A 23,417-nucleotide genomic window follows, 5' to 3' on the forward strand; every position below is an offset into this window, starting at 1 on the left:
ACCTACCCTGGAGGCATGGGACGCTCTCCATTCACTCTAGCCGCGGCGGTGACTGCCGCACTGCCCGGCGCCGAGGTGACCGGGGCGCGCGCGCTCAGTGCCGACGGCGACGGCCGCTTCGACTCCGCCGTCGCCACGCTCGCCGACGGACGCGAGCTCGCGATCCGCGTGGCAGACGACGACGAGACCTCTCGGGAGCTCGCCGCCGAGGCCCTCGCCCTCAGAGCGCTGACGGCCGGTGCGCGGGCGATGCTGCCCTTCAGAGCTCCCGAGTACATCGGCGAGACCCGGCTGGCGGACGCACACGCACTGGTGACCGAGCTGCTTCCCGGTTTCCAGATCGAAGCCGCGATGGTGCCAGCGGGCCGGGGCGCCGCCGAATCGATGGGCGCGGCGATCGCCGCCGTCCACGCGCTCCCCACGTCGGTCGTGCGCGGCGCCGGTCTGACCACACGGTCTGCTCAGGAGAGTCGCGACGAACTCGCTCGACTCGTCGACGCCGCCGCATCGACCGGGCGCGTCCCCGCTCGACTCACGGTGAGGTGGCGCGACGCCATCGCCGACGACGACCTCTGGCGTTTCGAATCGACGGTCGTGCTGGGTGGAGTGCAGTCCACCTCGTTCATCTTCCGCGACGACCCGGAGCTCGGCCCCGAGGTCACCGGACTCGTCGGGTGGCATTCGCTGGCTGTGGGCGACCCGGCGATCGACCTCTCGTGGCTGTCGACCGCCCCTGATGCCGCAGATGACGTCCACGCGTCGTATGCTCGTGCCGCCGATCGCGGCCCGGACGCAGCACTCGAGGTGCGCGCTCGGCTGCTCGCCGAGCTCGAGTTCGCCCGCTGGCTGGTGCATGGGGACTCGCTGCACCGACCCGACATCGTCGACGATGCCGCCGCTCTCCTCGAGGCGCTCGCAGACGGACTGCACAGCGACGATCTCGGCGTGATCGCATCGCGCAACGAGGGTGTCGAGTCTGCTCTCGATGCGCTCGACCGGGTTCCGTCGAGCGCCGTCTCCGGGGTCGACACATCGATGCAGACCGACGCGTACAACCCGGACGACCTCTGGCGCGACGACAGCGACGCCCAGAGCACGAGCGATCTCAGTGAGACGGCGGATGCCGCCCATCGCCTCCAGGTGGGTGGCCTCGAGACCGAGGACCTGTCCGGGGTGCGCGACCAGCTCTCGGAAGACCGCGGTGCGGAGCAGCGCACGACCGGCGATGCTCATCATGCCGACAAGCCCGAGAAGGCGGATGGCTCCGACGAGGGGTCGCCGGAAGATGAAGCTCAGCGGGCCGCCCGAGCAGCGCTCCAGCGCTGGAAGAGCTCCGGCTCGGAGTAGACCCGGTCACCGCGGATGACGAGGTCGTCTGCGACGTAGTAGAGCGCGACATCGATCTCGTCGAGCGGCACGCCGAATCGGCGATGGTAGGCGAGGCGATACAGCGCGAGCTGCAGCATCCGCTCTTCCCGCTCCTGGGGTGTGCGCGGGGCCTTGCCCGTCTTCCAGTCCACGATCTCGATGCGCCCGCCCCGGTCCTCGCGTCGGTAGACCGCATCGAGCTTGCAGATGACGATATGGCCCTCATCGCCCGGCAGCGCGCCGCCACCCAGCGCGAAGTCGATCTCGATCTCGACCGCGATGGGCTTGAGGGATCCCCACTCGCTGGCCTCGAAGATCTCCTGCAGAGTCGAGAGGTCTGCGGCGTCGGCTGACGACACCTCCGCTCCGCCTGCGCTCTCGCCGAAGGAGAGGTCGTCTTCGTCTACCTCCCAGAGTGCCTCGTCGACGCGCTGGCCCACGCCGACCAGTTCGCTGCGCCGCTCGACCCAGGCATGGAACAGCGTGCCCAGGCGAGTCTGCCGATAGGGTCGCTCGGGCATCGGGCGGACGAGGGAAGACACCGTGCCGGCGAAGTCGGTGACGTAGTCCTTGAAGCGGGAAGCGGGCACGCGAGTCGGGGGTGGCGCATCGACGCCGTGCAGTCGAGCGGCACGCTCGGCGAGCAGACGGACCAGCTCCGGGGAGGCCACAGGGTCGCCCTCGGCGGCAGCGCGCACAGCTGCGGCCGCGGACTCGACGATGCCTCGCCGAGCACCGAGTGGGTCGAGCGGCCAGGTGAGCGTGGCGCCCGGACCTTCATAGGGGTTCTCGTCAGGATCCACGGGCTCGATCGGCCTGCGACCGAGCACCTCCATGGCCTCGATCAGGTACGGGCTCGGCGCCTTCGGCTGCTTCTGCCCCGCCCAGTGCGCTCCGGTCAGGAGCAGGTGGCTGCGCGCCCTGGTGACGGCGACGTAGGCCAGTCGGCGCTCCTCCTCTTGCTGATACTCGCGATAGGAGTCCTTGAAGACGGTGATCGCGCCCGGCGCCGTCTTGCTCTTGCTCGTCAGAGATGCGATCCCGGCCTTCAGCCGCTTGGCCGGATCGAGCTCCTCGTCAGAGGGGGCGATCCAACTGAACGTCGGCAGCGCCGCGCTGTCGCCGCGCAACGCGAAGGGCAGCACCCCGAAGCCGAACCACCCCGAGGTGTCCGTCGGTCGCGACGGCAGTTCCCCCTCGACCATGCGCACCACGGCGACCGCATCCCATTCCAGGCCTTTGGAACCGTGGACGGTCAGAAGCTGAACCACTCCCGGCTCCGGCGGCTCCGGGCGCGGCACCAGTTCATCCGTGCTCTCGGCCTTCTCGAGCCAGGCGAGGAGGCTCGAGATCGTCCCGCGCTCGTCGGCGGCGAGGAACGACCTGACCTCGTCGGTGAACGCACGCAGCTGGGTGGCGGCGATACGAGCCGGCCCCCTCGTCTCGTTCGCAGCGAGCTCGATGTCCAGACGCAGTTCGAGCTCGATGAGCCTCAGCATGTCGGGAAGCGGCAGCGACGAGGCTCTGCGAAGACGTTCGAGCATCTCCCCCGCTGCGCGTATGCGAGAGCGACCCTCCGGTGTGATGCCCGACAGAAGGCGGTAGTCATCGCTGAGGCCGCGGAGCACATCGACGGCGTCGATGATGGACAGCGCCTCGTCCGCGCCTCGTGACGCGCGGATGCGCTTTCGGAGTTCGTCGTCCAACGGCAGCAGACCGCTGTCTCTCCGCGAGAGCTCCGCTGCAAGCCCCTGCAGCGCGGCCATGTCGGCGACCCCGACCGAGAAGCGAGGGCCGACGAGGAGTCTGATCAGAGCTGAGCCGGCGGTGGGATCGTGCAGCACCCGCAGTGTCGAGACGACATCGACCACCTCGGGCGTGGCCAGGAGACCACCGAGGCCGAGGATCCGGTGGGGAATGCCCTGCGCGGCCAGGGCTGCCGCGAAGGTCTGCATGTGGCGCTTCGACCTGAACAGCACCGCCCCGGTGTGCGGCTTGGCTGGGTCGTCGTGTGCTGCACGACGCGCGGCGAACCACTCGGCGACCGCGCGCGCTTCCTCATCGACCGTGAGCGGGAAATCCACCTCGACCGCCCCGGGGCCCGCACCCGGGCGGGTCTCGAGGGGCGGCACGTCCAGCCCAGGTCTGCGAAGCGGACCGAGGATGCGGTTGGCGACGCCGAGGATGCTCCGGTCGTTGCGCCAGCTCGTCATCAGACTGTAGTTCCCGACGGTCTCCTGCTCGGAGAAGGTCCGCGCGAAGGCGTGCAGGTTGTCGGCGCTGGCGCCTCGCCATCCGTAGATCGACTGGTGGGGATCGCCCACCGCCATCACGGCGGAGTCTCGGAAGAGCCGTGCGAGGAACTGCGTCTGGATCACAGAGGTGTCCTGGTACTCGTCGAGCAGCACGACCTGATGCTGCTGTCGGAGATCTTCGCGCACATCGGGTGACGACTCGACGATGTCGTAGGCGCCGCTCACCTGGTCGGCGAAGTCCAGCACACCACGTCGTTCCTTCTCGGCGATGTAGTCGCGGACCAGCACCGACAGAGCGGGAAGAGCGCGAAGATTCGCCACCGCGGTCGCGACATCCGCATTGCTCGAGTACGGCTCGAACGCCTCGGCCTGACGCAGCGCGATCCGGTCCGCGCGGTCGAGGTCGACCCTGTGGTCGAGCGAGTCACCGGCCAGCCTCTGCACCGCATCGACCACTCCCGCCACAGATCGGTCTATCTGTTCCAGCTCGGGGAGGTCGGCGCGCAGCACGACGTCGCGCACCAGCATCCAGGACGCCGCCTGACTGAGCATCGCGACGTCGGACTCGCGGCCGATGCGCGCCGCGTGCTCGCGCACGATGCCGTCTGCGAATGCGTTGTACGTCGATACCTTCGGACGGATCAGCAGGTCCTCGGCCGACAGGGGGGCCGAGTCGCCCGCGGTGCCGAAGCGCTGGGCGAGTTCATCGAGCACCTGCGATCGGACGACCTCGCGCTGACGGCCGTTCGCTGCTTTCGACACGCGATCGAGAGCGTGGCTCGCCACGATCTCGGGAAGGTGCGGCAGCAGCCCCCTTCTTCCGTATTCGTCGATGAGCGCCAGCCTGGCGCCGATCCGCTCGGCGAGCTCACCGGCGGCCTTGCGGGTGAAGGTCAGCCCGAGAATCTGATCGCGGCGCACGTGCCCGTTCGCGACGAGCCAGACGACGCGACCGGCCATCGTCTCGGTCTTGCCGCTGCCCGCTCCCGCGACCACGAGCGCAGGTGCGGGTGGCGATTCGATCACCCTCTGCTGCGCCTCCGTGGGCGCCGGGAGGCCGAGAGCGGCGGCGACGTCCAGTGCAGAGATCCCGTGCCCCGCTCCCGTCCACGCAGTCACGCGCTCACCGCGGCGACGGTGTGGATGCGGCACGGCTGGACCCGCCATTGGGTGTCTGCGCAGTGCGCCTCGACGTGCGCGGTGAAGCTGGACGCCGACATGCCTCGCGCGGCCTCGGCGATGCGTCCGAGGAACTGCACCCGCTCTTCGCCGGCGAGGGTGTGCTGGTGTGCGACGCGGAAATCGCTCCCGGCAAGGGTCTTGGCGACCAGCACGAGCCGCGCTCCGGCCAGCGCCGCCGGATCCGCTCCCTCGATGAGCCCCTCTTGCACAGCCACCTGGTATGCGGCGAGCTGCGCGTGGTCTGCGACCTTCTGCTCGCTCTCCGGCTCGTACTTGCCGGTCTTCAGATCGACCACCACGACGCGTTCTCCTCCCTGCGCATCGGCCATACGCGTCCATCTCTGCCCTCGGGCCTTCGCATGCTCCCCGCCCCCGGCGGTGTACGCCTCGACCCTGTCGATGAAACCGTGGACGATCGCGTGGTGCGGGTGGGGGTCGTCCGGTTCGGTGCTCACCGGGCGGACAGCAGGCGGGACGCCGATCTCCTCCGGAACCTCGACCGCGAATCGGAACTCGACCTCCCCGGCGATCACGCGACCGCCTTCCTCTGCCACGTCCGAGAGATAGCTGTGCAGTCGATCGATGTACAGGTCGGCTCGACGACGCTCTTTCCTGCCGATCCAGGCCGTCTCGAAGTCGAGCTCGGGCCAGTGCTCGGCCAGAACGTCGCGAAGGCGATCCAGTTCCCCGTCGGGCACCTGCTCCATCGCTTCATGGATGATGGTGCCGATACCCGCCGACGGCGGCATCACGGTGTCGCCGCCGAGCGCGGAGACCGCCCAGTTCAGCTCGCATTCCTCGAACGATTCCATGCGTGACGGCGACACCCGAGCGGCATCGACCGCGAGGTCGTGCAGTGGGGCGTCGGTCGTCGGCGGAGCCACGCCGTACCACTCGGACGGGTCCGCGCCCGGCACGCCCTCTCTCGCGAGCACCGCCAGCTGCGCGGACGCGTGCTCTCGCGCGGCCGGGGAGGTCGAGGTCGTCAGCACCCGGCGATGACGGGCGACGAGCCCGCGCAACGTGAGCGGATGCTCCGCCGATGCATGCAGCTCGGGCGGATCGGGCGGCGGGAGGAAACCGAAGAACGGGCTGGGCATCAGGTCGTCGTCGTCGACCGCGGTGACCAGGAGCCGGCGGCGCGAGCGAGAGATCGCGCGCACGAAGAGCCGCAGTTCGTCGTGGAGTGCCGCGCGGCGCCGGTCGAGGGTCTCGGGCGGGTGCTCGACGGTTCCGGTGCGGGCGGCGAGCAGCGCATCGGCGAGGCGCCAGGTCTGCAGCATCCCGCCGCGCAGACGCACGTTCGGCCAGATGCCGTCCTGCACTCCGGCCACCACGACGGCGTCGAACTCGGTGCCGAGCGCTGTCGCAGGTGTGAGCAGGGTCACCCGTCCCGGCCGATCGGGACTCGACAGGGAGTCTTCGGGCACCTCACTGTCGAGGATGTCGCGCACGAACACCTCGGGCTTCTCATTCGGGGTGCGTTCGACGAACCGCTTCGCCGCACCGAACAGGGAGACGAGGGCGTCGAGGGCTCTCGCGGTCTCCGCACCGCTGGGCTGCAGCGACATCTCGCGCCACGCGACCTGGAGCTTGCGCCCGTCGACTGCCCTGGACTGATCCCAGACCCGCCACAGAAGATCGTGGATCGTCTCGCCGTCAGCCGCCGCGGAGGCCACCTCGGCGATGGTCGAGGCGAAGCGCGCGGCCAGGCGGGATTCCTGCGCATCGATGAGAGTGAAGTGGTCGGGCGCGGCCAGCGCCTGGCGCAGCAGCTCCCGAGCCGGCGTGGACCCGCCGAGGTCGAGCTCGATATGACGCAGACGTGCCCGCAGACGCCGGAGACCGATCGCATCCATGCCGCCGAAAGGAGTGCGGAGCGCCTCCTCCCAGTCCTGGGAGGTCCGGTCGTCAGGTGCGGTGAGGGCCAGGCGCACGATGCCGACGATGTCGCGCACGATCGGCTCGGAGCCGAGGGGCCGCTGCACACCCGCGGCTCTCGTCGGGATCTCGCGTGCCGCGAGCTCGGACTCGAGGTGCGTCACCTGCCGGGTGTCGTGCGCGATCACCGCGATGCGATCCCACGGAACACCGTCTGTGAGATGCCATTCGCGCATGACGCCGGCGATGCGGTCGAGCTCTTCGTGCGGCGACGGCGCGATGAAGGTGCTGACGTCGGTGGGGGCGCCTGATTCCTGTGCGTCGAGCGGTTGGGGGGCGCGTCGGTGGTCGATGCGGCCCGACGCCCCGATCGCCTGAGTGACGGTGCGGGTGAGCGCGGTGAGAGCGGGCGCCTGCCGATGGGGCCTGTCGAGGACGTGCACCTCGCCGAGCGCGGCGGCGAGCTGAGCGAACAGCTCCGGGCTCGCACCGCGGAAGGCTCCGGAGGAGATGTCAGGGTCGCCGAACGCGAGCACTGCCGTGCCTCGCGCGCGCAGCGCCTCGACCATCGCGATCCCGCCACGTGTCAGCTCCTGCGCGTCGTCGATCAGCACCACCCTGAGATCCGCGAGGGGCCCCAGGACAGTCGACTCGGCCGTCTGCAGGATCGTGCGCGCCTCGGCGAGCAGATCTGCGGCGTCACGGTGGGATGCCCGCGCCAGATCGAGCACCGCGCGGTACTCGACGAGGAAGTCGGCGACGGCCGACCAGGCCGCATCGTCGGCCGCGCGCAGCTCCACGGGCTGCGCGCCGAGCTCGACGCACTCGGCGAGGAACGCACGAAGCTCGGAACGGAAGCCCTTCGATGCGCGAACCGCGGGGCTCAGCGCCTGCGGCCATACGATGCGCTCGTCTTCCGCATCGCCCGCGAGCAGCTCGGCGATCAGACGGTCCTGGTCCGCCCCTGTCAGCAGGGCCGGCGGCTCTGCTCCTGCGCGCACCATCGCTCCGCGCACGACCTGGAAGGCGAACGATCCGAGCGACCTGGCCAGCGGGCCGGGGGTGGCCTGACCGATTCTGACTCCGATGCGGTCGCGCAACGCGGTGGCCGCCTGCCTGCTCGGCGTGAGGACGAGGAGCTGCTCGGGGCGCATCCCGACGGTGTCGAGCAGATGCACCACACGCTCGGTGAGGGTGCGGGTCTTGCCCGTTCCGGGCGCCCCGATGATGACACCGGATGCCGACACCTCTGCGCCGATCACGGCGTTCTGCGCGGCGTCCTCTGTCATGTCCTCCACGCTACTGCGGCGCACGGACATCGCCGCCCGCCGCCGTCTCACGACGCTGTGCGCTCAGGGCGAAACCCACCCGATCGGCGGATCCCGTCGTCTCGCCGCCCGGTAGAGTTGGGCGCAGTCGTCGACCTCCGAGGTCGACTCGACCACAGCATCGTCGACTGGAATACAGGAGTACGCGTGGAAATCCGCATCGGCATCATCAACACCGGCCGCGAGCTCAGCTTCGAGACCGCTTCGAGCGCGGACGAGGTTCGCGCACAGGTCTCCTCGGCTCTCGAGCAGAACACCTCTCACCTGAGCTTCGCCGATGTGAAGGGCAACTCCTACCTGGTTCCGACCGCGAACCTCGCGTACATCGAGCTCGGCACCGAGGAGTCTCGTCGCGTCGGCTTCTTCGCCTGACGCCACGATGTACATCCTCCTCGCTCTCGTCGGAGCGTGCGCGCTCGGCATCGCGGCCCACTACATGATCGGTGGCCGGGAGCTGCGCGGGGTCGCACTGACGCCCGCGATGGCCACGGCCCTCGCCGCGCTCTTCTATACGGGCATGCAGTGGCTGGGCGTCGGAGAGGACAGCATCTGGCTGTGGCTCGCAAGCGTCGTCGGATCCGTCGCGGTCGCCGCAGGCCTCACGGTCGCGATCGTCGCGTCGCGCCGTCGGTCGGACGCATCGGCCAGGGCCGCGCTCGGCATCTGAGCATTCATGATCGAGCGTCGCACGCTGCGGTGGATCCGCGTCAGCGTCGGCGTGCTGATGCTCGGCCTCGTGGTCAGCGGTGTCATGTCGTGCAGCTCGCGCTCATCGCCGGCAGCATCCGGGGCATCCCGCTCGGCTGGCAGTTCATCGACATCTCGTTCGGCGTGGTGGGCGCAGTCCCCGCCGTCGTCGCCTGCCGTCTGACCCGGCGGCTCGAGCGGATGCGCGCGCAGACCGCTGCGGTCTAGGAGGCCAGCCCCATCGCGTCCATGCGACGCGCGTGCGCGCCCATCAGCTCGGTGTAGACCAGCTCGACGCGGTCTTCGCTCATGGCCGCGAGTTCGGGCTGACGCAGGGCTGAACGGCACACCAGGATCGTGTCGCCGACCAGGCGGCGCGCCCACATCGACAGGAGCGATCGCCACTCCCCGTCGCCGTCGATGGTCTCCTGGATGATCGCGACGATCTCGTGACGGGCGTCGTCCTCGCCCAGGATGGCCGCCACCCGCTCGCCGGTCTCTCCGTAGCTCGAGGCGAGCGCGAAGTAGAAGTCGTCGAGCATCCCTGCGGTGATGTAGACGGCCAGCAGCGTCTCACGTGGACGCGCCCCGATCGTCTTGCGACGGAATGCATCGAGATTCTCGCGGAACGGGAGCATGAGCTGCGTCGGATCGTCACCGCGCTCGGCGATCAGGTCGACGATGGCCCGATGCTTCGTGAGAGCGGCGCCGGCCGCGCGAGACAGGGATTCCTTCTCGGAGAGCTCGGGCGTCGCCCTGATCAGTCGGGTGAGCGTCTCGAAGTAGCCCAGCTGCAGGTACGCGGCCTGTCCGAGGAATCGTGGCAGCTCCGGCGCGAGTTCGGCGAAGTCGACGCGCGTCGCCGCGCCTTGATCCCCTCGACTGCGCAACGTCAGTGTGCGCCGGGGCGTCCTTCGCTTCCAGAACCAGTTCACCACGGGGTTCACAATACTCGGACGAGAGGGGCCTTCCGGGCGCCGCCACCCCCTCGGGTAGGCTGTCGGTGTCCCCGCCGTCGGAGCGGGGCCCGCGCCTGTGGCACAAAGACGGCGTGGATCCGTGAACGTGGCGATCCTCGCAGGTCGCCGGACAGGCACTCTGAACATTGACAACCTTCGCTGATCTCGGAATCGATCAGGACATCATCGACGCACTCGCCGCCAAGGGCATCGTCGACGCCTTCCCCATTCAGGAGCAGACCATCCCCCTCGGCCTCCCCGGCCAGGACATCATCGGCCAGGCCAAGACCGGCACCGGCAAGACCTTCGGATTCGGCATCCCTGTCGTGCAGCGACTGGGGCTCAACCCCGAGCACGGCGTCAAGGCGCTCATCGTCGTTCCCACCCGCGAGCTCGCGGTGCAGGTGTACGAAGACATCGACCTGCTCACGAGCAACCGCTCGACCAGCGTCGTCGCGATCTACGGCGGCAAGGCCTACGAGGGTCAGATCGACCAGCTCAAGGCCGGCGCGCAGATCGTCGTCGGCACGCCGGGTCGTCTGATCGACCTCGCCGGCCAGCGCCTTCTCGATCTGTCGAACGCGACCGAGGTCGTGCTCGATGAGGCCGACAAGATGCTCGACCTCGGCTTCCTCGCCGACATCGAGAAGATCTTCCAGAAGGTCCCCGCGGTGCGGCACACGCAGCTGTTCTCGGCGACCATGCCCGGCCCGATCGTCGCGCTCGCTCGTCGGTTCATGTCGAACCCGATCCACATCCGTGCCAGCGACCCCGACGAGGGCCTCACCCAGGCGAACATCAAGCACCTCGTCTACCGGGCTCACTCGCTCGACAAGGACGAGATCATCGCGCGCATCCTGCAGGCCGAGGGCCGCGGCAAGACCGTCATCTTCACGCGCACCAAGCGTGCCGCGCAGCGTCTGGTCGACGAGCTCTCCGACCGCGGATTCAACGTCGGCGGCGTGCACGGCGACATGGGCCAGGATCAGCGCGAGCGCTCGATGGCGGCCTTCAAGGCCGGCAAGCGTGATGTGCTGGTCGCGACCGACGTCGCCGCCCGCGGCATCGACGTCGATGACGTCACCCACGTGATCAACCACACGATCCCCGACGAGGACAAGACGTACCTGCACCGCGTCGGCCGCACCGGTCGGGCGGGCAAGACCGGTATCGCCGTGACGTTCGTCGACTGGGAGGACCTGCACAAGTGGGCGCTGATCAACCGCGCCCTCGAGTTCGGCCAGCCCGAACCCACCGAGACGTACTCGTCCAGCCCGCACCTGTTCGAAGACCTCGACATCCCCGCCGGCACGAAGGGCCGTCTGGTCTCTGCGCCGAAGACGCAGTCGGTGAAGACCGAACGGGCTCCGCGCCCCGAGCGTGCGGCAGACGTGGCTGCAGAGGGCACCGACGAGGGCGGCACCCGTCGCCGTCGGCGTCGTCGGGGCGGTTCGACCCCGGTGGGTTCCACGTTCGCAGAAGGCGCCTCCGAGGCGCCCGCCGACGACTCGCAGTCCACGACGTCAGCCGACCGCAGTGCCGAAGGCGCCGGCACCCACGACGGCGCAGGCAAGGAGCACCACGACGGCAAGCCGGCTCCTGCGCGCCGTCGCCGTCGTCGTCGCGGCGGTTCGGGCGGAGCGGGAGCGGCTCCGGTCTCCGGCGCCTGATCGACCTCAGAGGGGGCGGATGCTGCAGCAGCGGCATCCGCCCCCTCTGCCGTCTCCCCGGGCACACCGCACCGAGCGGTCGACGGAACGCCCGGCGTCAGGCGTACCGCGGCGCGGTTCCGCTCGCGCGCTCGATGAGCCGCTGCACCATCTCGTCGGAGGTCGTGTTCTCGCCCGGCAGGTTCGGTTTTCCGGTGCCGTGGTAGTCGCTCGAGCCCGTGATGATCAGGTCGTGCTTCGCCGCGATCGCATGCAGCGCCTTCTTGCCCGACGCGGTGTTCTCGCGGTGGTCGATCTCGAAACCGCCCAGACCGGCGGCGATCAGCTGCTCGATGAAGTGCAGGGGCATCATATGGTCGCGACCGACGGTCGCGGGGTGCGCGATGATCGCCACTCCCCCGGCATCCGTGATCAGACGCACCGCGGTGAGCGGATCCGGAGCGTAGTGCGGCTCGTAGTAGCCCTCACGCGGATGCAGGATCCCGTCGAACGCCTCGGTGCGATCGCGGACGATTCCCCGAGCGACGAGAGCGTCGGCGATGTGCGGGCGGCCGACCGTCGCGTCGAGCGTGGTCTGGGCGAGGACGTCGTCCCAGTCGAGGTCGTAGTCGCGACCGATGCTGCGGACGATCCTCTCTGCTCGGCCGATCCGATCGCCCCGGATCCGATCGGTCTCGGCTGTGAGCGCCTCGTCGAGCGGGTCGAACAGGTAGCCGAGCACGTGCACGCTGCGCCATTCGTGCTTCGCCGAGAGCTCCATGCCGGGGATGAACGTCATCCCCAGTCCTGCGGTGGCCGCTGCCGCCTCGTCCCACCCGGTGCTGCGGTCGTGGTCGGTCAGCGCCACGGTGCGCAAGCCGTACGCGTGCGCCTGGCGCACGACCTCAGCGGGCGTCTCTGTACCGTCCGAGTGATTGGAGTGCATGTGCAGGTCGGACGGACCGGCGAAACGGCGTGAGGGAGCGGAGGCCATGCTCCGAGCGTACCGACGACCGCGGACGCCGGTCGCGCATGCCGTCGCTCTAGGGACTTCACAGGGGGGACTTCTAGGCTGGTGGGGATGTTTCGACTACTGGGGATCCTCTTCACCGTGCTGTTCGCGATCGCGACGGCAGTCGTGGTGTGGCCTCAGTTCTTCCATCTCGAGCAAACGTTCCCCTTCGCTCAGATCGTCGCCGCCCGTGGAGTCGTGCTCGCAGCATTCCTCGTCATCGCCGCGCTGTCACTGCTTCTCCTCCTCGCCAAGCCGTTGCGTGGCTTCGCGGCATCGGTCCTGATCGTCGCGCTGCTCGGAGCCGGGGCGACCGGAGCCATCGGCTTCCTGCGCGGATTCGGCGCAGACACGCTCCCCGCCCCCACCGAGTCGAGCCTCCGCGTGCTCACCTGGAACACCGCCGGCGACGAGGTGTCAGCCGAGGAGATCGCCCGCGAGATCCTCGATCGAGGCGCCGATATCGTCGCGCTCCCCGAGACCACGGAGGAGGTCGGCGAACAGGTCGCTGTGCTGCTGCGTGATCAGGACCACCCGATGTGGGTGCACCACGTGCAGTTCAAACCCGACGTCGTCGACGGCCCGAAATCGTGGCACACGACCGTTCTGGTATCCCCCGACCTCGGCGAGTACTCCGTGATCGCGTCGTCGGAAGACGGTTCGAACAACACCGGCTCGGTTCCCAGTGCGGTGCTGATGCCGGTCGATGGCGCAGGTCCGACCATCGTCGCCGTGCATGCCGTCGCACCGCGCATGGACGACATGGCGCAGTGGCAGAGCGATCTGCGCTGGATCGCCGATCAGTGCCCCGCGGGCGACTTCATCCTCGCCGGAGATTTCAACGCGACGATCGACCACATGGCGGGCCTCGGGGTCGACGGCGGCGACATGGGCTACTGCCGCGACGCAGCGACCCGATCGGGCAACGGCTTCAGCGGAACCTGGCCGAGCTCGCTGCCGGCTCTGCTGAGCACGCCGATCGACCACGTCATGGCATCGCCGAGCTGGACGGCGACCGGATCGGTCGTGATCGGAGGCGGGGGTGGCAGCGATCACCGCGGCCTGGTCGTGCAGCTCGAGCCCGCAGGCTGACATCCCGCAGTCGTCACGCAGGTGACAGACTGGAGGGATGAGCACCGCAGAACGCGACACGATCGCAGAGCCGACGACCGAGACTCCCGTCGAAGCCACCACCACGAACCGGAAGCAGCCCTTCCCCCGCGGGTTCCTCGACACGATCTCGACCGGATGGGCCGAGCGCCCCGAGTCGATCCCCGCGCCCCGCGCACAGGCGCCGTTCGCTGCCGTGCGCCGCGCAGCCGTCTCGGCAGCATTCCCCGGCAAGCGCGTGGTCATTCCTGCCGGGTCGCTCAAGCAGCGCAGCAACGACACCGACTATCCGTACCGCGCCCACTCGGCCTTCGCACACCTCACCGGCTGGGCATCGGACGCCGAGCCCGACTCGATCCTCGTGTTCGATCCCACCGACTCGGGCCACGACGTCACGCTGTATTTCCGCGAGCGCGCGGACCGCACCACGACCGAGTTCTACGCGGATGCCACCGTCGGGGAGTTCTGGATCGGCCCGCGCCCCTCGCTCGCCGGGGTCGCCGCAGACCTCGATGTCGCGACCGAGCACCTCGCGGAGTTCACGAGCGCTGACGGCGAACTCGTGCTCGACGAGGACGCCGACCTCACCCGGTTCGTCTCGGAGCTTCGTCTCGTCAAGGACGAGTACGAGATCGCCGAGATGCGCCGTGCCGTCGACATCACCGCCCAGGGCTTCGAAGACGTCATCCGTTCGCTCCCCGACGCGATCGCGCACGCTCGGGGCGAACGGGTCGTCGAGGGCGTCTTCCATCGCCGCGCCCGCGAAGACGGCAACGGCGAGGGGTACGACACGATCGCCGCATCGGGTCCCCACGCCTGCTACCTGCATTGGACCCGCAACGACGGCACCGTGGTCCCCGGCGATCTGATCCTCGTCGACGCGGGCGTCGAAGCCGACAGCCTCTACACCGCGGACATCACCCGCACTCTCCCCGTCTCCGGCACCTTCAGCGAGGTCCAGCGCCGGGTCTATGAGACCGTGCGCGAGGCTGCGGACGCCGCCTTCGCCGCGGCACGGATCGGCGTGCGGTTCCGCGAGGTGCACGAGGCCGCCATGCGCGTGATCGCCGCCCGCGTCGCCGAATGGGGCCTGCTGCCGGTGACCGCGCAGGAGGCGCTGGACGCAGATGCCGGCGGACAGCACCGTCGCTACATGGTGCACGGCACGTCGCACCATCTGGGCATCGATGTGCACGATTGCGCTCAGGCCCGTCGAGAGATGTACTACGACGGCATCCTCGCGCCCGGCATGGTGTTCACGATCGAGCCCGGCCTGTACTTCCAGATCGACGACCTCACCGTGCCCGCGGAGTACCGCGGCATCGGCGTGCGCCTCGAGGACGACATCCTGATGACGCAGGACGGTCCGATCAATCTGTCCGCCGACATCCCCCGCACCGCCGACGAGGTCGAGGCCTGGATCGCTCGCATCCAGAGCTGAGCCCGCTGCATGCACGAGGGCGAGCTCGCACTCACGGAGGAGACCGCTGCGCGACTGATCGCGCAGCGGTTTCCCGCGCTCGCCCACCTGCCGGTCGAGCGCATACGCACCGCGGGCACCGTGAACACGATCACCCGGATCGGCGACGAGTTCGCGGCGCGGTTCCCCCTCGTCGTCGAATCGGCAGAGGCACTCGCTGCTGAGGCCGCGGCGATGGAGGAGCTCGCAGACGTCTGCGCGGTGCCTTCGCCTCGCTCTCTCGGCATCGGCATGCCGACGGCAGAGTATCCATCCGCATGGTCGGTGCAGACATGGGTGCCTGGCGACACAGCGTGCCGAGACCTTCACGCGACTTCTGATGCCCTGGCGCTCGACGTCGCCGCGCTGATCGCGTCGCTACGGGCCGCCGATGTGCGCGGGCGCGAGTTCGACGGTCAGGGGCGTGGTGGCGTCCTCACATATCACGACGAGTGGGTCGCACTTTGCATCGAGAGAAGCGCTCATCTGGTCGATCCGGCCCGGGTGCGACGACTGTGGCGGGCTCTGCGCGATCTGCCGCGCTCCGGTCAGGATGTGATGAGCCACCGCGATCTCACCCCGTTCAACCTGCTGGTCGTGGGCGATCGCGTTGTGGGCGTCCTCGACGGCGGCGGATTCGGCCCTGCTGATCGCGCTCTCGATCTGGTCGCCGCCTGGCATCTGTTCGACGCGTCTCGCCGATGCATGGTGCGCGAGCGCGTCGGAGCGTCGGATGTCGAATGGCAGCGGGGCGCCGGGTGGGCGCTGCAGCAGGCGATGGGACTCGGCTGGTACTACGAGGACTCGAGTCCCGCGATGAGTGCTCTCGGACTCTCCACGGTGCGCCGTCTGCTCGACGACGCAGAGCTGATGTCGCTCACGTGATGCCTACGCCGGCGGATCCGCAACGATCTCGACCTTGAATCCCTGGTCGTTCTCGACCCACCCGGCGTAGTGATCCGGGCCGCCTGCAACCCCAATCGAGTCAGCAGCCAGTGCCAGCTTCGCTAAGCCTCGTCGAGATCGGGCACCCAGATCTCGACATGGTGCAGACCCCTCATCAGGGGTGCACGAACTCCGCGACGAAGGGTGCGAGCGACGCGCCGATCTCCGATGCGGGGCGCTTGCGTCCCTTCACCTCGAAGGTGTGACCGCCGCCGTCGATCCAGATGATGCGCGCGTCCTGGCAGGTCGCGACGACCTCTTCGAACTGCGCCAGCGGCTGGATGAACGGATCGTTCGCGCCCTCGATGAACAGCTGCGGAACGCTGATGGCCGGAAGGTGCTCGGCGCGCGGCTTCTCGGGCTTGCCCGGCGCGTGCAGCGGGTATCCCAGGTACGCGAGACCGTCGACGGAGAGTCCCTGCGCGACGGCCATCGACGCCATCCGCCCGCCGTACGACTTGCCGGTCGCCCAGATGGCCGCATCCGGGTCCTGCTCACGCGCGAACGCGACCACGGCGTTCCAGGTCGCGATCGCATGGGTCGCCGGCCCTGGCATCCGGCGCCCCTGCTCGACGTACGGGAAGTTGAAGCGCAGCGTGGCGTGTCCACGGGAGGCGAGCTCTTCGGCGAAGCCGGTGAGGAAGGGGTGGTCTTTGCCGGTGCCTGCACCGTGCGCGACGATCACGGTCGATCCGCTGTCCCCTGCCGACCAGTCAGCCGAGATGGCGACCGGTCCGGCGGGCAGATCGACGAGGATCTCGACCATCAGGCGCGAAGGTAGGGAATCGCGAACGGTACGCGCATGACTCTGCCGCCGGACGCCTTCACCATGCCCATGATGACCAGGACGACGTGGAAGACCGACAGCGCGAAGTAGATCGTGATCGGGATGCCGATGGGGTAGAACCCGCTCGACGGAGAATCGGCCGTGAGTGAGAACAGGATCACGAAGTGCGAGATGAGCAGAACCGTCGACACCAGCAGGTATGTGAGCCCCCAGTTCGCGGCCGCCCGAGCGTTCTCGCCGGCCACGCCTCCGAAGCGACGCGATGTCCCGCCGCTGACGGCCATGGCGATCCCCGATGCGAGTCCGCCGACGAACGGGAACGGGATCAGGATCAGAAGGCCGAGAGCCCATGGAAGAAGCCCGCGCGGCGGTACCGCTGCGGGATAGGTCCCCGCGGGGTAGCCCTGTGCCGGATAGCCGGGTGCCGGATGCCCCTGGGAAGGAGGCATCTGCGGCGGGGCGTAGCCGACGGGCTGCTGAGGCGCCGGAGCCTGGCCGGGAGCGGCGGGCGGCGCGTACCCCGGTGACTGCGACGCGGGCTGCTGCGCATATCCCGGAGGCTGCGGCGGCGCGTAGCCGTACACAGGCGCCGGTGCAATCGGGCCCTGCGCGGGAGGCGCGGAAGGCACGGGAGGCACGGGAGGCACGGGAGGTACTGCGGGGTGTGCGGGTGTCGCCGACGGGTCGGACGCGCGGTCTGCGTCGGACATCAGACGGTTCCCGCCGAGGTGGGCGGGAGGCCGGGCTTGCCGGGGTCGGGCGTGTCGATCGGCGGTGCGGCCGGCGGTGCGGCCGGATCTGCGGGGCGCGGCGGAACAGTCGGCTCTTCGGGAGCGGCTTCAGGTCCACCGAGCGGCGGGGTCGGGCCGGGAGTCGGGTCCTCTGGCGAGACGGGAGGCGCTGCCGGAGGCGCAGGCGCAGGAGCGGGCTGGCCACCCGGAGCGATGCGCTCGCCGTACCTCGGCGGCTCGTCCAGATCGACGGGCGCACGCACCGGTGCAGGCTTGGCCGCCCCCAGGGCGAGACGCGCCTTCGCGAGTGACGTGGCCTGCACCCGCACCTCGTAATGGTCTGCGGCGAACTGCGTGACGCTCGCGAAGTCGCGGCGTCGGCGCACGATCGCATAGGTGACGAGGCTGAGGAGCATTCCGAGCGCGACGCCGATGAAGACGAACCCGACGAAGAGCTGGATCGGCACCTCGGGGTTGCCGATCACGAGGATCGCGGAGAGGAAGAGACCGATGAGCACGCCGTTGATGGCCCCCGATCGTGCCGCGGCGGCATAGCCGAGTCGCCCCGTGATGCGCTCGACCGTCCGGACGCTCTGCCCGATGATCGCGATGTCTCGGGCCGGCACCTCCTGGGCGATCAGTTTCGACACCGTCTTCTGGGCGCCTTCGTAATCGCGGGTGGAGGCGACGATCTCGCCCTCATCGCGGCTGTCGGCTGGACGGTTCAGCATGCTCATCCCGCCATTGTTCCATGCCTTGTGGTGACAGGGCCGGGAGTGTGTCGTGCTGCGGCCCCGCGGGGGCCGCGGGAGGGCCCTGCGCACTACGCTGGACGAGTGAGCACACAACGGGTATTCGCCGCGCGCCTGGCAGGCTGCGCCGTCTTCGATCCCGTCGGCGACCGGCTCGGCAAAGTCCGAGATGTCGTCATCGTGTACCGAAGTACGGCTGCTCCGCGTGTCATCGGCCTCGTCGTCGAGATCCCCGGGCGACGACACGTCTTCCTGTCGATAGGACGAGTGACGTCGATCCGTGCAGGCCAGGTCATCAGCACCGGACTCATCAACGTGCGCCGCTTCTCGCCGCGCGCCGGAGAGGTGCGGGTTCTCGCAGAGCTCTTGGGTCGACGGGTCAGCCTCGTCGACGGCACCGGCACTGCTGTCATCGAAGACGTCGCCATCGAGCCGAACCGCCTGGGCGAGTGGGCCGTCAGCCAGCTCTTCCTCCGTCGCCCGAAGACCAGCGCCTCGCCGTTCGCCAAGGGCCCGACGACGTTCGCCGCCTGGAACGAGGTCACCGAGCAGCACTCCCCCGGCGAGTCCCAATCGGCCGAGCAGCTCGTCGCCTCCTACTCCGAGCTGCACGCCGCCGACCTCGCGAACACCCTGCTCGATCTGCCGCAGCAGCGCATGATCGAGGTCGCAGAGGAGCTCTCCGACGATCGGCTCGCCGACGCCCTCGAAGAGATGCCCGAGGACGACCAGGTGCACATCCTCGACCGCCTCGGCGACGAGCGAGCCGCAGACATCCTCGACCAGATGGAGCCGGATGACGCCGCCGACCTCCTCGCCCAGCTGCCGCCCAATCGCCTCGAGCAGCTGCTCGAGCTGATGGAGCCGGAGGAGGCCGAGGACGTCAGGATGCTGCTGCGATACGGCCCTGACACCGCCGGCGGTCTCATGACGCCCGAGCCGATCATCCTCTCCGCCGATGCGACCGTCGCCGAAGCGCTGGCCCTCATCCGGCGTCACGAGCTGCACCCCGCCCTTGCTGCAGCCGTGTTCGTGACCCTGCCGCCCTTCGAGACGCCGACGGGCCGACTGCTCGGAATGGTGCACTTCCAGAGGATGCTGCGCTACCCGCCGCACGAGCGGCTCGGCGCGATCATGGACGACAGCCTCGACCCCGTGCGCGTCACCGCATCGGCTGCGGAGGTGGCCAGGATGCTCGCGAGCTACGACCTCGTCTCGCTTCCGGTGATCGACGCCGCCCATCGTCTGGTCGGCGCCATCAGCATCGACGACGTCCTCGACTATCTGCTGCCCGACGACTGGCGCACACATGACAGCGACGAGCCGTCGATCCCGAAGGAGGTGCGCTGATGCCCCGCTCCCGCTCGCGCTCCCCTCAGCTCGACGCCCCTCTGGGCCGCGGCACCCCTCGGCAGCGGCCGACATCGCGTGACCGCTTCGGCCGCTTCACCGAATGGGTCGCCCGTGCCATGGGCACCCCGGCGTTCCTGCTCATCCTCACCCTGTTCTGTGTGCTCTGGATCTGCTGGAACACCCTGCTGCCCGACCACCTGCGCTTCGACGATGCCGCGCTCGGCTTCACGGCCCTCACCCTCATGCTCTCGCTGCAGGCGTCGTACGCGGCCCCCCTGATCCTCCTCGCGCAGAACCGCCAGGACGACCGCGACCGCGTGCAGATCGAGCAGGATCGCCAGCGTGCCGAGCGCAACCTCGCCGACACGGAGTACCTGGCCCGAGAGATCGTCGCGCTGCGGATGTCGCTCGAAGAGCGCAACAACCAGGTCGTGACCCGGGATGTGCTGCGCCACGAGCTCAAGTCGCTGCTCGCCGAGCTCGGCGAGCAGGACGACGAGCCGACCGAGCGACGCCCCCGCGGCCGCTCCACATCATCATGAGCTCAGCCGACTCCGTCCGAGCGGCCGTCGCCGCTGTCACCGACCCCGAGCTTCGCAGACCCATCGGCGATCTCGACATGGTCAGGGAGATCAGTGTCGATGGAGCACACGCGCACGTCGCGATCGTGCTCACGATCGTGGGCTGTCCCGCAGCGGCTCGCATCGAAACCGATGTCCGCGCCGCGGCCGCTTCGGTGCCCGGCATCGCCGAGGTGGACGTCGAGGTCGGCGTGATGACGCCGTCAGAGCGCAAAGCGCTCACCGAGAAGCTGCGCGACGGGCGGCCTCCTCGCCAGATGCCCTTCGGCCCGGACTCACTCACACGGGTGATCCTCGTCTCGAGTGGCAAGGGCGGCGTGGGCAAGTCCACTGTGACGGCGAATCTCGCGGTGGCGCTCGCGGCTCAGGGCCTCTCGGTCGGCCTCGTCGACGCCGATGTGCACGGCTTCTCGATCCCGGGCCTCCTCGGCATCCCTGCGGGAACACAGCCCACGCGCATCGACGACCTCATGCTCCCGCCCGTCGCCCATGGCGTGAAGACCATCTCGATCGGCATGTTCCTCCGCGACGGGGAGGCTGTGGTCGCCTGGCGCGGACCGATGCTGCACCGCACCGTGCAGCAGTTCCTGACAGACGTGTTCTTCGGCGATCTCGACATCCTGCTCATCGACATGCCTCCTGGCACCGGTGACATCGCCATCTCGATCGGGCAGCTGCTGCCCCACGCCGAGGTGCTGGTCGTCACGACGCCGCAGGCGGCAGCATCCGACGTGGCGATCCGCAGCGGGCTGGTCGCTCGCCAGACCGGGCAGCGGGTGATCGGGGTGGTCGAGAACATGGGAGCCCTCACCCTTCCGGACGGCACCGTCGTCGATCTGTTCGGTTCAGGAGGCGGTGCAGCCGTGGCCAGTGCGCTGTCGGAGACGCAGTCCGTGCCGCTGCTGGCATCGATCCCCCTCAGTCCCGCGCTGCGTACGGGAGGCGACGAAGGGGTGCCCGTGGTGCTCAGCGCCCCCGACGATGCGGCGGCCGTCGCGATCCGCGAGCTCGCAGGTTCCCTCGCCACTCAGGGGCGCGGCCTCGCCGGTCGTTCGCTCCCGATGACCCTGGGCTGAGACGATCGTGGCTCTCACCGTCGACGAACGGCTGCTTCGGGGCATGGCACGCGACGCCGCGATCTACGCCCTCACCCGCCCCGTCGCGATCGTGATGTGGATCGCCCTCGTCGCGGCATTCGTCGTCAGCATCCTCAACCTGACCGCCGTGCGTGGCACCCAGGGGCTGGCGGGTCTGCTGCCCGTCGCGAGCATCGCCCTCATGGTCTACGCGGTCGTCATGACTGTCGTCGGCGCCAGACGCGCCGTTCGGGCCGCCACCCCTCCCGGCAGCGCGGTGTGGCTTCGGCTCGATGACACCGCTCTGCACGTCGGCGCTGGCAGTCGGTCGTCGGACATCTCGTACAGCACCTTCCAGAGCGTTCGTGCCGGCAGGCATGCCGTGCTCTTCAAGCTTCGAGGCGCGTCTGCGATCACGGCGATCCCCCGTGCGCTGCTGTCCGATGACGACATCGCGACTCTCCGGGCCAGGATCGGCTGACCGCGATCAGGTCTGGGGCGGCCTCGGAACGCGGCGGGTGATCAGGCGCCTCAGCAGGATCACCAGAGGAAGAAGCACCGCGAGGGGTGGACACATCACCGCTCCGAGAGCAAGCAGAGTCCCCACCGGGTAGTCGTTGCCGCCGGTGCGGCCCAGTCCGATGCTGCCGTCACCGATCGAGTCGCCGGCGACGAGGAATCGCCCGTCGTACGTGTCGAGCGAATCCCGGCAGTCCACCAGGTGAGTGCCCGCCTCGGCCGCGGTGAACTGGGCGGACTGCACGAACCCGGTCCGCGGCGTCATCCACCACAGCACATCGTCCCAGCTCACCGCGGATGGGCCCTGCTGCGGACGCTCGGCGCCGTCCGGCCCGATGACGCTGCAATCCATGGTGCCGAGCGTGGCGGAGATCCCGCTGGTCCAGATCCCGACCCGAGCCCCGGGGTCGAGGTCGACCGTCATCGTCTGCCCGATCGGGAGATCCTCGGCGCTCTCGATCGACCGCACGATCGGCAGCACCCAGAGCGCCCAGATGAGGACTCCGGTCACGGCGCAGATCGCGGCGGCGAAGAACGCCATCCGGTCTCTGGTCCGAAGCCGACTCTCGTCGACCGTCCGCGTCACGTGGCTTCGGGATCGAACGGGGGCGGACTCGCGACCGAGAACTCCGGTCGCACCCTCGGCGTTCGCACCGGCTTCACCGTCGGCTCTGCGACGACCGCCTCGGCTCTGGCGGGCCCGGGCGCCGCGTCGTCTTCGAAGAGAGCGTCGCGGATGATGCGTCTGGGGTCGTACTGCCGAGGGTCGAGCTTGCGCCAGTCGACGTCATCGATGTCGGGGCCCATCTCGTCGCGGACGCGCGATTTGGTGTCACGGAGGAACTCGCCGGCACGCCGAGCGAGCTTCGCGACGCTCTCGGCGTAGCGGGGCAGCCGCTCCGGTCCGATGAGCAGCGCAGCGATCAGACCGATGAGCAGCAGCTTCTCGAAGGTGATCCCGAACTGCATGTGTCCAGGCTACCGCCGCGCCTGCCGTTGTGCCGCGCACCGAGCGCATACGCTGGGAGAACACATATCTCAGTCGGGAGAATCAGTCAATGAGCGAGAACGATGCGAACGCACGTTTCATCCGCGAGTCGATCGTGGAGCCTTCGCCGATCGCCCGCGCGCGTGCGCACGCCATCGAACTCGGCGCTTCGCCGATCAGCGCGGCCGTCGGCTCGCAGATCGCGGTGCTCGCCGCCGCGACAGGTGCCAGGTCGATCGTCGAGATCGGCACCGGAGCCGGTGTCTCGGGCCTCTGGCTGCTGCGAGGGGCGCCGCAGGCCGTACTGACCTCGATCGACAACGAACCGGAGCATCTGGCCGCGGCTCGTCAGGCGTTCTCCGACGCTCGGGTCGCCCCGACGAAGGCTCGATTCATCACCGGTCGCGCCGCCGATGTGCTGCCGCGCATGAACGAAGCGTCCTATGACATCGTGCTCGTCGATGCGGACCCCGAGAACGTCATCGACTACGTCGAGCACGGGCTGCGGTTGGTGCGCACCGGCGGGATGGTCCTGGTCCCCCGGATTCTCGGTGGCGGCCGCGTGGCCGACCCCGTGCAGCGTGACGAGGTGACCTCGGCCTATCGCTCGCTCGTGCAGGAGACCCAGGAGTCCTCAGCGGTGCTCGCGACCGTCTCGAGCTCCGGTGAAGGCCTGCTGCAGCTGATCAGCGTCGGTGAGGGCTGAGCCGACGACACCCCGCACAGACGGAAGAGGGCGACGGATCGATGATCCGTCGCCCTCTTCGTGAATCCGCGTGCGCGAATTCGAGTTCT

Annotated in this window: 22 protein-coding genes; 13 read left to right on the forward strand and 9 right to left on the reverse strand. The window is 69.2% G+C overall.

Annotated features, from left to right (window positions below; translation table 11 throughout):
• The first annotated feature begins 15 nt into the window (after positions 1-15).
• Positions 16-1,347 (forward strand): phosphotransferase, encoded by a 1,332-nt coding sequence (locus OB895_RS05730; RefSeq protein WP_228385675.1) that lies wholly within the window; start codon positions 16-18, stop codon positions 1,345-1,347.
• Here the strand turns inward: OB895_RS05730 and OB895_RS05735 are convergent.
• On the reverse strand, positions 1,293-4,742 hold the full coding sequence (locus OB895_RS05735) for an ATP-dependent helicase (protein ID WP_228385674.1): 3,450 nt from the start codon (positions 4,740-4,742) through the stop codon (positions 1,293-1,295). The genes OB895_RS05730 and OB895_RS05735 overlap by 55 nt on opposite strands.
• Positions 4,739-7,975 carry an ATP-dependent helicase gene (locus OB895_RS05740; RefSeq protein WP_042541980.1) on the reverse strand — a complete coding sequence of 1,079 codons (3,237 nt, stop codon included), beginning with the start codon at positions 7,973-7,975 and terminating at the stop codon, positions 4,739-4,741. Before OB895_RS05740 ends, OB895_RS05735 begins: the two co-directional genes overlap by 4 nt.
• A gap of 186 nt (positions 7,976-8,161) precedes the next feature.
• Between OB895_RS05740 and OB895_RS05745 the strand changes: the two genes are divergently transcribed.
• From OB895_RS05745 to OB895_RS05755, 3 genes are all read left to right on the forward strand, one after another.
• A complete protein-coding gene (locus OB895_RS05745) occupies positions 8,162-8,386 on the forward strand; it encodes a DUF3107 domain-containing protein (protein WP_042541981.1) in 225 nt (74 codons plus the stop codon).
• A gap of 7 nt (positions 8,387-8,393) precedes the next feature.
• Positions 8,394-8,681, forward strand: coding sequence for a hypothetical protein (locus OB895_RS05750; RefSeq protein WP_311879422.1), 288 nt, complete (start codon positions 8,394-8,396; stop codon positions 8,679-8,681).
• Positions 8,682-8,770: 89 nt separating this feature from the next.
• A complete protein-coding gene (locus tag OB895_RS05755) occupies positions 8,771-8,929 on the forward strand; it encodes a hypothetical protein (RefSeq protein ID WP_194286019.1) in 159 nt (52 codons plus the stop codon).
• On the opposite strand, the gene OB895_RS05760 is transcribed toward OB895_RS05755, so the two are convergent.
• Positions 8,926-9,639 carry a ferritin-like fold-containing protein gene (locus tag OB895_RS05760; RefSeq protein WP_042542188.1) on the reverse strand — a complete coding sequence of 238 codons (714 nt, stop codon included), beginning with the start codon at positions 9,637-9,639 and terminating at the stop codon, positions 8,926-8,928. The genes OB895_RS05755 and OB895_RS05760 overlap by 4 nt on opposite strands.
• Positions 9,640-9,806: 167 nt before the next feature.
• Here OB895_RS05760 and OB895_RS05765 point away from each other — a divergent pair, with 167 nt between their 5' ends.
• Positions 9,807-11,330, forward strand: a complete 1,524-nt coding sequence (locus tag OB895_RS05765; protein ID WP_056376187.1) for a DEAD/DEAH box helicase — start codon at positions 9,807-9,809, stop codon at positions 11,328-11,330.
• A gap of 97 nt (positions 11,331-11,427) precedes the next feature.
• Here the strand turns inward: OB895_RS05765 and OB895_RS05770 are convergent, their stop codons facing one another.
• The gene (locus tag OB895_RS05770) at positions 11,428-12,303 is read right to left on the reverse strand and encodes a PHP domain-containing protein (RefSeq protein WP_042541984.1); all 876 of its coding nucleotides are present in this window, start codon (positions 12,301-12,303) and stop codon (positions 11,428-11,430) included.
• 87 nt (positions 12,304-12,390) lie between these two features.
• Between OB895_RS05770 and OB895_RS05775 the strand changes: the two genes are divergently transcribed.
• The 3 genes from OB895_RS05775 to OB895_RS05785 are packed head-to-tail and all read left to right on the forward strand — an operon-like array spanning position 12,391 to position 15,775.
• Positions 12,391-13,413, forward strand: a complete 1,023-nt coding sequence (locus tag OB895_RS05775) for an endonuclease/exonuclease/phosphatase family protein (RefSeq protein WP_079112545.1) — start codon at positions 12,391-12,393, stop codon at positions 13,411-13,413.
• Positions 13,414-13,450: 37 nt separating this feature from the next.
• On the forward strand, positions 13,451-14,872 hold the full coding sequence (locus tag OB895_RS05780; protein ID WP_079112544.1) for an aminopeptidase P family protein: 1,422 nt from the start codon (positions 13,451-13,453) through the stop codon (positions 14,870-14,872).
• Positions 14,873-14,881: 9 nt separating this feature from the next.
• A complete protein-coding gene (locus OB895_RS05785) occupies positions 14,882-15,775 on the forward strand; it encodes a phosphotransferase (RefSeq protein WP_079112543.1) in 894 nt (297 codons plus the stop codon).
• A gap of 175 nt (positions 15,776-15,950) precedes the next feature.
• Here OB895_RS05785 and OB895_RS05790 read toward each other — a convergent pair whose 3' ends face one another.
• The 3 genes from OB895_RS05790 to OB895_RS05800 form a co-directional block, all read right to left on the reverse strand.
• Positions 15,951-16,601, reverse strand: coding sequence for an alpha/beta hydrolase family protein (locus OB895_RS05790; protein ID WP_079112542.1), 651 nt, complete (start codon positions 16,599-16,601; stop codon positions 15,951-15,953).
• Positions 16,601-17,251 (reverse strand): DUF4870 domain-containing protein, encoded by a 651-nt coding sequence (locus OB895_RS05795; RefSeq protein WP_194286018.1) that lies wholly within the window; start codon positions 17,249-17,251, stop codon positions 16,601-16,603. The genes OB895_RS05790 and OB895_RS05795 overlap by 1 nt, the downstream gene beginning before the upstream one ends.
• Positions 17,252-17,331: 80 nt before the next feature.
• Positions 17,332-18,090 carry a YflT domain-containing protein gene (locus tag OB895_RS05800; protein WP_079112540.1) on the reverse strand — a complete coding sequence of 253 codons (759 nt, stop codon included), beginning with the start codon at positions 18,088-18,090 and terminating at the stop codon, positions 17,332-17,334.
• A 99-nt stretch (positions 18,091-18,189) separates the two neighbouring features.
• Between OB895_RS05800 and OB895_RS05805 the strand changes: the two genes are divergently transcribed.
• From OB895_RS05805 to OB895_RS05820, 4 genes are read left to right on the forward strand one after another with little or no spacing between them, the layout of a single operon-like run.
• Positions 18,190-19,455 carry a magnesium transporter MgtE N-terminal domain-containing protein gene (locus OB895_RS05805; RefSeq protein ID WP_042541990.1) on the forward strand — a complete coding sequence of 422 codons (1,266 nt, stop codon included), beginning with the start codon at positions 18,190-18,192 and terminating at the stop codon, positions 19,453-19,455.
• Positions 19,455-20,000, forward strand: a complete 546-nt coding sequence (locus OB895_RS05810) for a DUF1003 domain-containing protein (RefSeq protein WP_079112539.1) — start codon at positions 19,455-19,457, stop codon at positions 19,998-20,000. Before OB895_RS05805 ends, OB895_RS05810 begins: the two co-directional genes overlap by 1 nt.
• Entirely contained in the window at positions 19,997-21,115 is a 1,119-nt protein-coding gene (locus OB895_RS05815; RefSeq protein WP_056376178.1) for an Mrp/NBP35 family ATP-binding protein, read from the forward strand. The genes OB895_RS05810 and OB895_RS05815 overlap by 4 nt, the downstream gene beginning before the upstream one ends.
• A 7-nt stretch (positions 21,116-21,122) precedes the next feature.
• Entirely contained in the window at positions 21,123-21,596 is a 474-nt protein-coding gene (locus OB895_RS05820) for a YcxB family protein (protein ID WP_228385673.1), read from the forward strand.
• A gap of 6 nt (positions 21,597-21,602) precedes the next feature.
• Here the strand turns inward: OB895_RS05820 and OB895_RS05825 are convergent, their stop codons facing one another.
• Positions 21,603-22,175: a hypothetical protein gene (locus tag OB895_RS05825; protein ID WP_079112538.1), complete on the reverse strand. Its 573-nt coding sequence runs from the start codon at positions 22,173-22,175 to the stop codon at positions 21,603-21,605.
• Between the two features lie 41 nt (positions 22,176-22,216).
• Positions 22,217-22,603 (reverse strand): twin-arginine translocase TatA/TatE family subunit, encoded by a 387-nt coding sequence (locus OB895_RS05830; RefSeq protein WP_042541994.1) that lies wholly within the window; start codon positions 22,601-22,603, stop codon positions 22,217-22,219.
• Positions 22,604-22,692: 89 nt separating this feature from the next.
• On the opposite strand from OB895_RS05830, the gene OB895_RS05835 reads away from it, so the two are divergent.
• A complete protein-coding gene (locus tag OB895_RS05835) occupies positions 22,693-23,328 on the forward strand; it encodes an O-methyltransferase (RefSeq protein WP_042541995.1) in 636 nt (211 codons plus the stop codon).
• The last annotated feature ends 89 nt before the right edge of the window (positions 23,329-23,417 follow it).

The organism is Microbacterium forte (genome assembly GCF_031885415.1).
Taxonomy (GTDB): domain Bacteria; phylum Actinomycetota; class Actinomycetes; order Actinomycetales; family Microbacteriaceae; genus Microbacterium; species Microbacterium forte.